Raw genomic sequence first — 12,467 nt, 5'->3', positions numbered from 1 at the left:
GGGCTCGTGTTGCGCGTAACGGTGCTTGGCAGCGGCAGTCGAGGCAACGCGATCCTCATCGATGGCACGGAAAGCTCCGTGCTGGTAGACGTGGGGTTCGGGCCTCGCCTGCTCGCGCGGCGCTTCGCGCTGGCGGATCGTCGTCCGGACCACGTGGCCGCCTTGCTGCTGACGCATGAGCACGTCGACCACGCCAGCGGCGCGAGAGCTGCCAGCACCCGATGGCGATGGCCCGTTCATGCGGTTCCCGAGACACTCCAGGCCCTCGCCGATTCCCCGGACGGCGGTCCATCGCAGACCCGGGCGCTTTCCTTCGCCGTCTCGACGTCGGTGTGCGGCTTTGATGTCGTCGCGATCGCCGTCCCGCACGACGCTCGGGCCTGCGCTGCACTCGTACTGACGGATCGCGCCAGTGGCGCCCGCGTTGGCGTCGCCCTCGATCTGGGGCATGTGCCGGCAGCGTTGCCGGCGGCGATCGCCGATTGCGACCTTCTGGTGATTGAATCGAATCACGATGAGCGGATGTTGGCCGAGGGGCCCTATCCGTGGCCACTCAAGCAACGCATCGGTGGGCCGCTCGGCCATCTCTCAAACGGCGCCACGGCGTCCCTGCTGGCCAGCGTCTCGCATCGCGGCCTGAGGGGCGTCATCCTGGCCCATCTGAGCCAGACCAATAACACTCCCCTCGCGGCCATCAGCCGCTCGCGCGAAGCGCTCCGCCGGGCTGGATGGCGACGAGACGGCGTGTGGGCGGCCTCTCAATCGGTACCCTGCGGACCGATCGGTGCCGACGGCGCGATACACGGCGCGGGCATGTCGCAGTTGTCGCTGGGGCTGTAACGGCGATTGATTGCAGGGATGCAGAACTACCTTCGCCTCTTCGCGCAGAATCATCTCTGGGCCGACCGGATGCGGGCCGCCGATGCCGACTTCTTCGAGCGTCGCGCGATCAGCCAGGAACCCCACTTCCTCTTCATCGGGTGTTGTGATTCGCGTGTTCCCGCGGAATTGCTGACTGGCGCTCATCCCGGGGAGATCTTTGTCCATCGCAACATCGCCAACCAAGCCGATCCCACCGACATGAACATGTTGTCGGCGCTCGAGTATGCGGTCGAGGTGCTGGACGTGAAACATGTCCTGGTGTGCGGCCACTATGAGTGCGGCGGCGTGCGTGCCGCCATGGAGCCGATGGGTCATCGGCTGGTGGATCACTGGTTGCAGGTGGTGCGTGACCTGCAGCTGCGGCATCAGTCGGAGCTTGCCGAGCTGCCCGACGCGGAAGCGCGCTTTCGTCGGCTCGTGGAACTCAACGTCCTTGAACAGGTCTTTCAGCTTTCGCGGACCCCGATCGTGCGCCATGCCTGGGCCCGCGGCCGGCGACCACTGCTTCATGGTCTGGTGTACGACGTGCACGACGGACGATTGCGTGAATTGGTGAGCGGGGTGGACGGTGAGGACCGTGCCCTGGAACTGCGCGAAGCCGTCATGCGCGAACGCGTGACGGTACCGCCCTCCCTGCACGTTGCCAACGACGGTTGAACCTCCACTGCCGACATCACCAACGCCAACAGGGGCGCCACACTGTGGCGCCCCTGTTTTCACATCGACTTGTACAACGGGCCCTAGTACATCCCGCCCATGCCGCCACCGCCACCGCCGCCATGTCCGCCGGCCGGTGCCTGCGCTTCCTTCTTCTCGACGATCAACGCTTCGGTCGTGAGCAGCAAACCGGCGATGGACGCCGCATTCTGCAGCGCCGTGCGCGTGACCTTCGTCGGATCGATCACACCGGCCTGCACGAGATCCTCGTACACATCGGTCAACGCGTTGTAGCCGAAGTTCTTCTCCTTCGCGTTGCGGATCTTTTCGACGACGATGGAACCTTCACCACCCGCGTTCTGCACGATGATGCGGAGCGGCTCTTCGATCGCGCGACGCACGATGTCCACACCGATCTGCTCATCACGCTCGGCGACTTTCACGTCCTTGAGCGCATGCTGGGCGCGAATCAGCGCCACACCACCACCGGGGACGATGCCTTCCTCGACGGCGGCACGCGTGGCGTGCAGCGCGTCTTCGACACGGGCCTTCTTCTCCTTCATCTCGGCTTCGGTCGCGGCGCCGACATTGATGACGGCCACGCCACCGGCCAACTTCGCCAGACGCTCCTGGAGCTTCTCACGATCGTAGTCCGAGGTGCTCTTGTCGATGGCCGAGCGGATTTCCTTCACGCGGCCTTCGATATCCTTGCTGTCGCCGGCGCCGTCGATGATCGTCGTGTTGTCCTTGTCGATCACGAGACGCTTGGCCGAGCCGAGGTCCGTCACGACCGCGTTCTCCAGCTTGAATCCGACTTCGTCGGAGATGACCTGACCCTTGGTCAGCGTCGCAATATCCTGCAGCATCGCCTTGCGACGATCGCCGAAGCCGGGCGCCTTCACGGCGCAAATGCGCAGTGTGCCGCGCAGCTTGTTCACGACCAGCGTCGCGAGGGCCTCGCCTTCGATGTCTTCCGCGATGATGAGCAACGGCTTGCCAAGCTGCGCCACCTTCTCGAGGATAGGCAGCAGGTCCTTCATGGCCGAGATCTTCTTGTCGTGGATCAGGATGAGGGCGCCTTCGAGCACGGCCTCCATCTTCTCCGGATCGGTCACGAAATACGGCGAGAGGTAGCCGCGGTCGAACTGCATGCCGTCCACGGTCTCCAGCGTCGTCTCCAGGCCCTTCGCCTCCTCAACCGTGATCACGCCGTCCTTGCCGACCTTCTCCATCGCTTCCGCGATCAGGTTGCCGATTTCGGGGTCGTTGTTGGCCGAGATCGTTCCCACCTGCGCAATTTCCTTCCGGCCCGTGGTCGGCACGGAGAGCTTCTTGAGTTCTTCCACGATACCGGCGACGGCCTTGTCGATGCCGCGCTTGAGCGCCATCGGGTTGGAGCCGGCGGTGACGTTCTTGAGTCCCTCGCGGAAGATCGCCTGCGCGAGCACGGTGGCCGTGGTCGTGCCGTCGCCCGCCAGATCGGAGGTCTTGGTCGCGACTTCCTTCACCATCTGCGCGCCCATGTTCTCAATGGGATCGGCCAGCTCGATTTCCTTGGCGACCGTCACACCGTCCTTGGTGACCGTCGGCGCGCCAAACTTCTTGTCGATGACCACGTTGCGGCCCTTGGGGCCGAGCGTGACCTTCACCGCTTCCGCGAGTTGATCGACGCCGCGCTTGAGTGCGGCGCGCGCCTCGACGTTGAAATGCAGTTCTTTAGCAGCCATGGTTGCGTTCCGTTTTCGGTTGGTTCGACTTAGTTGATGATCGCGAGCACATCGGACTCGCGGAGGATGAGCAGCTGCTCACCTTCGATCGTCACCTCGGTTCCACTGTACTTCCCGTACAGCACCTTATCGCCGACCTTCACATCCATCGGCACGCGCGTGTCCTTCTCGAAGCGACCCGGTCCAACCGCCACGACGGCACCTTGCTGCGGCTTTTCCTTGGCGGTATCGGGGATGTACAGCCCACCACGCATCTGCTCGGTTTCTTCGAGCGGCTTGACGACGACGCGATCGGCGAGCGGCGCTACTTTCGCGGCACTCTTAGTTGCCATGAGTCCTGGTCTCCTGCGTATGTGTCAGGGGATCGAACGAGTTACTTGCTCGATGTTAGCACTCGCGATAGTTGAGTGCTAACGTGAGTGAATGCTAAACGGGCCAGAAGGCGACGTCAAGCCGCATCTCGGTCGCAAAATATTGCATAAGTGATTGAAATTTAACGGCTTACAGACTCAACAGTACGCCGAAACGGCGTGCCGCGTATGGCGAATGCGCATGAGGTGAGTCGAATTGGCTGCGGCCATGCCTTTTTGGCCGATCCCCCGGAATGAGCACCACGACACAGCCCGGCTCGGTCCGGCATTACGCCATCAGCAGTTCGTGCGCCATGCGCAGTCCGACAAGTGTCAGGAACGGCTCGACGCGATCGAATTCCCGGCAGTACGGCTGGAGGACATCCGCCAGTCCGCCCGTGGCGACCACGAGCGGCGTCCCGGGGCGTGGCCATTCGGCTTTGATGCGCCGCACGATGCCGTCAATGGCGTCCGCCGCTCCGAACAACACACCGGCTCGGATGCATTCCTCGGTCCGTTTCCCAATCACTTGTCTCGGCGGCCGGAGTTCGGTCGCCGGCAGTTTCGATGTGCGGCGCGTCAACGTCTCGGCCGACGACCGTACGCCCGGCATGATCACGCCACCGAGAAAGACTCCATCGGCGGTGATGCAGTCGAACGTCGTGGCCGTGCCGAGATCAACGCAAATCGTGTCACGGGCAAAGAGTCGACTGGCGGCCAGTGTGTTGATCAGGCGATCGGCACCCACGGTCATCGGCTCATCGACCTCCAAGCGAATGGGCAACGCCGCTTTCGCATCCACTACCACCGGTGTCACGCGCAGGTATTCGTTGCATGCGCGGACCAGCGGGTCGGTGATCGGTGGAACCACAGAGCCGATGGCCGCCGCCGTCACGCGACCGATCGACACATCGGCCGCCGACAGCAGTCCGCGAAGCACCAATCCAAACTCATCGGCGGTGCGCGACACGGCGGTCATGATGCGCCAGTGATTCGTCAGCGCGACCCCATCAAACAGGCCGATGGTGGTTTCGGTGTTCCCCACATCGAAGACAATCAGCACCGTCGCTCCGGCTCCTGGTGACACCTCGTGAATCGCTCGGGCGGCGTGTCATGGGTCAGGCCTCGTCGTCAAACACCAGGGGAGCCGGCGTGCACGGCCTCGACGGCAGCGCCGGTGGCATCGGCCACCAACAGGGCCCCATCCGCCGCGATGCCGACAACCCGGCCGGCGCGCGGCGCAGCAATACGGCGACCACGCGCGAAGTCGCGCGCATGCCAGGCGCGAGCTCGTGTCTGAGAGCTGGCCCTGAACGGACACCGCAGCGCGCAACCTCGGCACCACGGCCTCCAACAGCCTGGCGCGCGAGACCCCTTCGCGAACCGCAGCGGCGGACTTGATCTCCGGTGGGACGCGACGGTTGATGCCGATCCCAACGGCGACCCAATCTACGGACGCGTTGCGCCACCGCGCCTCCACCAGAATTCCCGCAACCTTCCCGCGCCCTGTCATCACGTCGTTGGGCCACTTGAGCTGTATGCGGTCCTCAACCAGCGGATCCAGCGCGTCGGCAATCGCCAGTCCGAGGCGCAGGGCGAGCACGCCGATGACGCGCTGGTCGACGGGTCGTTCGATCAGCGTCATCCACAGTCCGGCCCCATCGCGCGACTCCCAGCGGTTGCCGCCACGACCTCGACCTTGATGCTGGCGGTCGGCCACCACCAGCAGGCCGGCGGGTGCCCCGTCCGCGGCCAATGCGTGCGCCACGTCCATGGTGGATGCCGTTCGCGTTCGTGCACCAACTGCACCAGCCCCAACGCCGATGCCGACTGCGCTGCTCGTCGTCGGGCGCATGCAGCGCGCCCCCTCATCACGCCATGCAGCTACCCTCGAGCTGCAATGGTGGCGAACACGGCCGCCGCCAGCAGCAATCGATACGCGGCAAAGACGCCGAAACTGTGTTTACTCATGTAGCGCAACAGGACGGTGATCGCGACCCAACTACTCACGGCCGCCACGACAACACCGACTATCAGCGGTGCTGACAGCCCCTCGGCGCGCACGGCCTCTGGCATCTTGAGGACCACGGCGGCGAGCGTGATCGGCATGCTATCAAGGAAACTGAAACGCGCCGCGCTGGCGCGATCGAAGTGCAGGGCGCGGCCGCCGTAATCGTGGAACCCGATCGCGAAACGCCGGGCACCAGCGCCAACACCTGGGCAAGCCCAATGAGAATCGCGTCACGCAACGTGACGTCCTCGATCGCCCGCGCCCGCACGCTCCAGCGATCCACGGCCCAGAGCACCACCCCCATCACCGCGAGCGTGGTGGCGATCAATGCCAGGAGCGGAAGGTGGTTTTCCGCGTAGTCATTCAGCAGCAGCCCACCGATGCCGCCCGGGATCGTGGCCACCACGAGATAGAGCGCGCGTTTCTCATGGATGGTCACGACTCGACAGGTACGCACAATCTGCCCCACGCTGGCCAGCATTTCCATCCACTCTCGACGGAAATACCAGATCAACGCCAGCAACGTCCCGAAGTGCAAGGCAACATCAAATGCCAGCCCCGGGATCGGTGAAGTTCAGGAAGTAGGGCGCGAGCGCGAGATGCGCGGAACTCGAAATGGGCAGGAGTTCTCCAAACCCCTGCACCAGTCCGAGGATGACGGCTTGCGTAATGGTCACGGGCGCGGGGGTGGTGTGGCAGCTCGCGGTGCTGCGAGCGTCCGCGCATATCACGGCTTCGTACTGCGCCACCACCGCCCCCTGCGAGAAACGGCGACGCGCCTCCGCCGCCGCCGCGTCACTCATCACTTGCCAGCGCGCCGGAGTCGTGACCAGCGCGACACTCGCGTGCGCCATCGCGTCCACGCCGCCGACCGCACACAGATGACCGGTTACGCCCTGCGTCACCACTTCAGGGAGCCCGCCAGCGTCCGCGCCAATGACCGGCACGCCGGACGCCAGCGCTTCGAGGGCACTCAAGCCGAACGATTCCTTGTCACTGGTCAGCAAGAACAGGTCCGCGCCGGCCAGCAGTGGTGCGATCGCATCGATCTTGCCGAGGAATAACACCGAATCGGCGACCCCGAGTTCCCGCGCTTCTGCCTCGGCTTCCAACCCGATCGGGACCATCGCCGACCATCAGCAACATCGCCGGCACGGACCGCATTGACTGCGCAAATACGCGCACGATGTCCCCGCACGCGCTTGACGGGTCGGAAGTTGGAGATGTGCATGAGCACCTTTCGGCCCTTCACGACGTCATCCGAAATCGGGAAGACATGCCGCGACCGATCGAACAGATTCGGATCAATGAAGGTATGGATGACCTCGACGTCGCAGCCGACACAACCGAACGCGCGGTACGTCTCGTCACGCAGATAGTCCGAGACGGCGGTCACGGCGTCAGACTTCTCGATGGAGAATCTCGTAATGGTATAGAACGACCGCTCCTGTCCGACAATGGTGATGTCGGTGCCGTGCAACGTGGTGACCACCTTGACGTCGCCCGCGCCCTCGCGGAGCACTCGCGCGCGATCCAGGCGCTGGTCGCATGCGGGATGGCGTAGTGGCAGTCAGAATGTCCAGTTGATGATCGCGCACGACCTCGTGCATGCGGACGGCCAGCGCGAGATCGTACGGTGGATACTCGGAACAGGGGATATCGGCCCACGTCGACTTCGATGAAACCACACGCGGGCAGGAAGTTTGGCAGGCGAAACGGTTGCTGGTAGGTGATGAAGGCACCATGCCCGCGCGCCGCCAGCGCGATCCCCAGTTCCGTAGTTACAGCGCCAGAGCCCACCATGGGTGGGATAGCAGGTGATGCCGATCTTCATGTCGCACTCCCGTCGTCGGATTCACCATGCGCGCGTTACAACGCCAGCGCGTCCGGCACTGCTATCCACTCGTGTCACCTGGGCCTCGGGCAACTGATGTCGACACCAGGTTCGTTGTCGTTTGGCGTATTGCCGTAACTCAATGATGACGCGTTCCACGGCGTCGGCTGGCGGTATCACGCCGGCGACCGGATCACGTACCCGGCGCGTACCCGCTGAGTTTAGCCATGCCGGCGCGTCGGCCGGCACGTAGTCCATCAGCGCCTGCACTTCGTCAAACCATCCGTCGGCCACCATCGCTGCCACGCGACCAGCAATGCGCGTGGCCAGCGACGGCCCAGGATCAACCACAAGATAGCGCGCCTGACGCGCCAGGGGGCGCGACGACGCTGCGGTCGCCTCAACGTCGGTATTGCCAACGGACCATTCGCTGATCCGGCGTCCCGCCAACAGCGCGGTCTCGACCGCCCGTAGTCGCTGCGTGCGGCCCAGGCTGCGCGCGCGGGATCGAGTCGTCGACACCAGCGCTCCAGCGTTTCCGCATCGAGTGCCGCGAGCCATGATCCCAACGCGGCCCGACGAGACGGCTCCAACGACGGCGTGTCGTCGAGGGGATCGACCAGCGCCCGTACTGGAATCCGGTGCCTCCGACCACCACGGCATGCGGCCCTGTGCGCGGACTCCGTGCCCCACTGCTCCGCATCGCGCCCCACTCGTGGGCGGAGTACCGGGATGGGCGCCAGCACATCGATGCCGTAGTGCGGTATCAATCTCGTTCATCAGCGCTGGGCTTGCCGTCCCGATGTTGAAACCGGCGTACACCTGTCGCGAGTCGGCACTGATGATCGACAACCCGTAGCGTCTGATGCCAGATGCAGGGCGATGGCCGACTTCCTGCCGCCGTCGGCCCGATGATGACGGGCGTGATCAGGCTGGCACCGTCAACGTCTGTCATCTTGCCGAAACGCTGGTCAAGTTCGTCCCAGGACAACCGCACGATCGTCGACCGTCCGTGCACGTCGTGCGCGGGCAGTCTGGTGTCCGCAAGCGCGACATACAGGGCGCGCATTTCGCCCGGCGACAACACGTCTCCTGCCTTGACCGCCGCCTTTGCAGGCGAACGTGGCGGCCAGACGTTCGTGGCGCTTGGCATCACCCGGTGCCCGGTCACCGGTGAGCGCGGCCAACGTTTCGCGCAGACAGCGTTCGGCATCGAAACGCGGTGCGGCGTGGGACCGCTTGCACGGCAATGAATGACCACCGAAGTGACTGATCTCGAAACCCAGTGCCCTCGAAGGCCGCGCGGTTGGTATCGAATGCCTCCGCCTCATCCGGCCCAAGGTGCAGCGTCAGCGGAGTCAACAGGCGCTGCGCTGGTGACTCGCCGCGCTCGAGTGTGCCAATGAACTGCTCGTACAACACGCGCTCATGCGCCGAATGTTGATCGATCAACACGACGACTCCTCTTCGTGCTCGGAACAGCAGGTACGTTCGGCGCAACTGCAGGAGCGGCGGGACCTGCCGCACGGACGGCGTGTCGTCGGCCGCCGAGAACCCGGCCGCCGTTGCCCGGTCCCAATCGTTCCCGGCGACCTCAGTCGACGGCGCGACCGATCGCCGCCGCGGCCGGTCGCGTCGGAGAACGATGGTGCGAACAGGCCTCGCCGGTGGACGCGCCCGCAGATCCGCCGGCTCGCGTGTGGATGTCCTGGCGCTAATCGGCCACCGGCGCCGGTGTCCAGGTGCGCCACCCGATACCGGCGCTCGCCTCGCGATTACCCAGCGCGTCGGACGGCATGCTCCACCGCGCGTTCAACCGGCCACTGCTCGCGCAGGCGCACCTCCGACTTTGCCGGGTGCACGTTGGACGTCGACGCCGTCTCCCGGCAGATGCAATTGCAGGATCAGCGACGGGCGCACACCCGCCGGCAACGTCGACCGGTACGCCGCTTCCGCGGCCCGCACGATGCCGTGATCGCGGATCACCCGGCCGTTGATCATCAGCAGCACGCGACGGGTGCCGGTACCCACGTCGGCCGGTCGCTCTACCAGTCCCGTGACATGCATCGGTCCGGTCACGTCGTCCACGGCAATGAACCGCTCGATATCCTGATGGCCCCACAGCGCGGCCAGACGCGCGCGCAAATCACGCGCGGCCGGTAGTTCAAGCACCACCTTTGCCGTCATGACGCACGGTGAAAGTGCACATCGCGACGCAACGCCGCGATGGCCTGTACCGTCCGGAGAATGCCCCGCCATTCGGACCTCGCGGATCGCAGGAATTTCTGGCGCGCTGGCGTGTTGTAAAGAGTCCCGTCACGGTCACCGTCGTGCCGGCGACGTCGCGCTGGCCTCGCGCGTGTCGATCACCGGTGCCGCCGGCCACGCGCACCAGGGTCCCCGCCCCATCTTCCGTGGCGGTTTCCATCCGAGTTCGATACCGACGCTATGGCCGGCAGTGCTTCACCGCGAAAACCGTAGCTGCGGACACCAACCAGCTGCTCAGCTGACGTGATCTTCGACGTCGCGTGTCGTGCCAGCGAAAGCACGGCATCGGCGCGATCCATTCCGACGCCATCGTCCGCGATGCGCACCAGTGCGCGGCCGCCTTCCTCGACCGTCACCTCCACCATCGTCGCGCCCGCGTCGAGCGCATTCTACCAGTCCCTTGACGACGGACGCCGGGCGCTCGACCACTTCGCTTACCGCAATCTGATCGGCGACCCTGCTGGACAGGATGGCACCGTGGCATGGTCACGGTACCGAAACCGGACGCCCACTCGGTACTCTGATCCGGGGCCGCCTCGAGCACCGTCACGTTCGTCGATTCCTCAATCGCAAGCAGTCGCATAGCGGGCAACCAGCCGCGCCCGCCGTCCGCGTGCACGACGCGTCGCCACCCGTCTCGCGACTCCATCACGCGCACCACATCGCCTGTCGTCACGCCCCCATGGCATCCGCATCATTACCGGGTGCAATGCGTATCGTCTCTGGTCGCAGCACTTCCCAGCGCCGACGCGTCGAGTGCGCGTGCTCCTCACCATGCGGCGCCCAGGCGGACAAGGGGCCAGCAGGCGGACAGGATTGCGCCATGCCCCGCAGCTGGGCAGCGACATGCGCGTGGCGACCATCCTGACCGTCGGCGTTGCCACGCCAGCCACGTCAACACCAGCCATCCGGCGAACCACAGCACCACGGGCCACTGCGCCAGCCACGACACCGGCACCATCGGGATGTCCGCGACGCCTCCTCGCGCACCGGCAGGCAGTGCACTGATGCCCTGCAGATCCACCGCGAGTGGTTCCAGACGCGCCGCGCGCTGCCACGCAATGACCGGGTCAACCGTGTCACCGGCCGCCCACGCGGCCGTTCCCACCACGCAAACAGATTCGATTCACGCGGATGTCGCGCGACCAATGCCTGGAAACGCTGTGCCGCTTCCGTGAACGCCCGCCGATGGTACGCGTCTCGCGCCAAGCCGACCGCAGCGACCGGATCGCGCGGTGTTTCGAGGCTCGGAGCGCGACCCGATTGAGGCGACGTTCGCCGCAGCGCGGAGCGGCGCAACGAGGAACGCCGCACTGGTCAGTCCCGCCAGCATCCACAGGGCGCCCATCGACGTCATGTTCAGCTGGCGACCCCGGGGCACGGCTTCAGACTCGACGCGCCGCAAGAGCTTCTGTCGCCCGACGCGCCGCGTCGGTTTCGGTGGCGGCGCTGGAGATCTCGGCACTCGCTGGCTGATGCCGACGGCGCGAACCCCACTTCATCGAGCTGTTCGAGCAGGACCAGCAATCGCGCGTCGTCTGCCGCGTCACGCCGGCTCGCCGCAACACGCGCCGCACATGGCGCCGTGACAGACCAGCGCCCGCGGACTTCGCTCGAATCGGGGCGAGCGATGAGCAACGTGCGACGCGTCACGCGTGCCGCACCGCGCGCTCAGCTCCTCCACGTACTGGTGCGTTTGAGGAAGTGGTGTCTCCCCGGCCCGGAACACGGGCGACGGCTACCGCGCGTGGAGCGCGTCACCAACAGGAACGGCAATGGCAGCAGCAGCGCACACACCAACCAGAACAGCCAACTGGCGGGCGGGCGACCGGCACCTGACCAGGTCCTGAACGGGTGACGTCCTCGACGGTCCGTAACGGCATCGGCACTGATTCCCTTCGTCCGATGACGCCGAGTAACGCCGGATTGACAATGGCCACGGGCGCCGACCGGGCTAGCGGCGTACCGCGCGGCATATGGATCGGGAAGTAGGCGGTAGCGAGCGCTCTCGGCACGATCACGCGGCCGTCGCGGTCCGGCGTCAGAATCCAGTCGAAACTTGGTCCCGCGGACGAGCGCTCCAATGTTGTCCACTCCAGCGTGTTCGGTCCCCGTACGCCCGACCGACGCCCAATCCAGTTCGATGGTCGGGCGATGCAAGAGCTCCACGTTGCCCGTCCCCTCTGTACACGGAGCGTCAGCACCAGGGATCACCGACACGCGCCACGGTGGTATCGATGCGCACCGATGACTTGGCGACGCCCACCGCGCCGTTGAAATCGTCAGGGACTTTCCGCGGGAGGGCCTTCACGATGAACGCCGCGCTTTCGGCGCGCACTCACAAAGCGCCTTTCGCGACTGAAATAGCTGGACGATTGCGGAAGCGTAGGTCAATTGGTGGTGCGGCACCAACGGCGCCGGAGGTCACCGGAAAAGGGCCTGCCGAAAACACATGCGCCTTCGAAATGCGCCGCTTTGCTGCAATTGGTGTCGCCGGTACACGCGTCGGTGTGCCCAACTCGTATGCCAACAAACCGTGCAATTCGGGCGGAGAAACCCGGATTGCGACGCAATCGAACGCGCATCCGCACTGAGCATCACCGCCACTTGATACGTGGCTTGCTGCCCGACGTACACGGTCTCCGGCAGCACTATCGCGTGAAAATCGATCGGTTGCCGGGCATTCATCTCCACGCGATCAAGAATGGCCGTGGCACTGGTTTGTGCGCCCGCGACAC

Annotated in this window: 16 protein-coding genes and 1 pseudogene; 2 read left to right on the top strand and 15 right to left on the bottom strand. The window is 65.2% G+C overall.

What is annotated here, in order from left to right; all coding sequences use genetic code 11:
* The first annotated feature begins 6 nt into the window (after window positions 1-6).
* Together IPP90_16645 and IPP90_16640 are read left to right on the top strand one after the other, a co-directional pair.
* Window positions 7-840: an MBL fold metallo-hydrolase gene (locus IPP90_16645; protein MBL0172315.1), complete on the top strand. Its 834-nt coding sequence runs from the start codon at window positions 7-9 to the stop codon at window positions 838-840.
* Window positions 841-909: 69 nt separating this feature from the next.
* The gene (locus IPP90_16640) at window positions 910-1,539 is read left to right on the top strand and encodes a carbonic anhydrase (protein ID MBL0172314.1); all 630 of its coding nucleotides are present in this window, start codon (window positions 910-912) and stop codon (window positions 1,537-1,539) included.
* A gap of 83 nt (window positions 1,540-1,622) precedes the next feature.
* On the opposite strand, the gene groL is transcribed toward IPP90_16640, so the two are convergent.
* From groL to IPP90_16565, 15 genes and pseudogenes are all read right to left on the bottom strand, one after another.
* On the bottom strand, window positions 1,623-3,266 hold the full coding sequence (groL, locus tag IPP90_16635) for a chaperonin GroEL (GenBank protein ID MBL0172313.1): 1,644 nt from the start codon (window positions 3,264-3,266) through the stop codon (window positions 1,623-1,625).
* Window positions 3,267-3,295: 29 nt separating this feature from the next.
* Entirely contained in the window at window positions 3,296-3,598 is a 303-nt protein-coding gene (locus tag IPP90_16630; protein ID MBL0172312.1) for a co-chaperone GroES, read from the bottom strand.
* A 307-nt stretch (window positions 3,599-3,905) separates the two neighbouring features.
* The gene (locus IPP90_16625) at window positions 3,906-4,679 is read right to left on the bottom strand and encodes a type III pantothenate kinase (protein ID MBL0172311.1); all 774 of its coding nucleotides are present in this window, start codon (window positions 4,677-4,679) and stop codon (window positions 3,906-3,908) included.
* A 48-nt stretch (window positions 4,680-4,727) separates the two neighbouring features.
* Window positions 4,728-5,471 carry a biotin--[acetyl-CoA-carboxylase] ligase gene (locus tag IPP90_16620; GenBank protein MBL0172310.1) on the bottom strand — a complete coding sequence of 248 codons (744 nt, stop codon included), beginning with the start codon at window positions 5,469-5,471 and terminating at the stop codon, window positions 4,728-4,730.
* 29 nt (window positions 5,472-5,500) lie between these two features.
* Window positions 5,501-5,692, bottom strand: a complete 192-nt coding sequence (locus IPP90_16615) for a hypothetical protein (GenBank protein MBL0172309.1) — start codon at window positions 5,690-5,692, stop codon at window positions 5,501-5,503.
* The gene (locus tag IPP90_16610) at window positions 5,650-6,165 is read right to left on the bottom strand and encodes an undecaprenyl-diphosphate phosphatase (protein ID MBL0172308.1); all 516 of its coding nucleotides are present in this window, start codon (window positions 6,163-6,165) and stop codon (window positions 5,650-5,652) included. The genes IPP90_16615 and IPP90_16610 overlap by 43 nt, the downstream gene beginning before the upstream one ends.
* 190 nt (window positions 6,166-6,355) lie before the next feature.
* Window positions 6,356-7,461: pseudogene (gene bshA, locus IPP90_16605) on the bottom strand (N-acetyl-alpha-D-glucosaminyl L-malate synthase BshA).
* Window positions 7,462-7,482: 21 nt separating this feature from the next.
* Entirely contained in the window at window positions 7,483-7,983 is a 501-nt protein-coding gene (locus IPP90_16600) for a hypothetical protein (protein MBL0172307.1), read from the bottom strand.
* Window positions 7,984-8,227: 244 nt separating this feature from the next.
* On the bottom strand, window positions 8,228-8,614 hold the full coding sequence (locus tag IPP90_16595; GenBank protein MBL0172306.1) for a hypothetical protein: 387 nt from the start codon (window positions 8,612-8,614) through the stop codon (window positions 8,228-8,230).
* A gap of 14 nt (window positions 8,615-8,628) precedes the next feature.
* Entirely contained in the window at window positions 8,629-8,988 is a 360-nt protein-coding gene (locus IPP90_16590; protein ID MBL0172305.1) for a hypothetical protein, read from the bottom strand.
* Between the two features lie 285 nt (window positions 8,989-9,273).
* The gene (locus IPP90_16585) at window positions 9,274-9,648 is read right to left on the bottom strand and encodes a hypothetical protein (protein ID MBL0172304.1); all 375 of its coding nucleotides are present in this window, start codon (window positions 9,646-9,648) and stop codon (window positions 9,274-9,276) included.
* 179 nt (window positions 9,649-9,827) lie between these two features.
* Entirely contained in the window at window positions 9,828-10,094 is a 267-nt protein-coding gene (locus IPP90_16580; GenBank protein MBL0172303.1) for a hypothetical protein, read from the bottom strand.
* Window positions 10,082-10,405 carry a hypothetical protein gene (locus tag IPP90_16575; protein MBL0172302.1) on the bottom strand — a complete coding sequence of 108 codons (324 nt, stop codon included), beginning with the start codon at window positions 10,403-10,405 and terminating at the stop codon, window positions 10,082-10,084. Before IPP90_16575 ends, IPP90_16580 begins: the two co-directional genes overlap by 13 nt.
* A gap of 93 nt (window positions 10,406-10,498) precedes the next feature.
* Window positions 10,499-10,840: a hypothetical protein gene (locus IPP90_16570; GenBank protein MBL0172301.1), complete on the bottom strand. Its 342-nt coding sequence runs from the start codon at window positions 10,838-10,840 to the stop codon at window positions 10,499-10,501.
* 1,086 nt (window positions 10,841-11,926) lie between these two features.
* Window positions 11,927-12,067 (bottom strand): hypothetical protein, encoded by a 141-nt coding sequence (locus IPP90_16565; protein ID MBL0172300.1) that lies wholly within the window; start codon window positions 12,065-12,067, stop codon window positions 11,927-11,929.
* Window positions 12,068-12,467 lie beyond the last annotated feature (400 nt).

It is taken from the genome of Gemmatimonadaceae bacterium (genome assembly GCA_016720905.1).
Lineage (GTDB): Bacteria > Gemmatimonadota > Gemmatimonadetes > Gemmatimonadales > Gemmatimonadaceae > Gemmatimonas.
The sequence above is the reverse complement of the archived record's forward strand: the minus strand, read 5'-3'. Positions and strand labels throughout refer to the sequence as shown.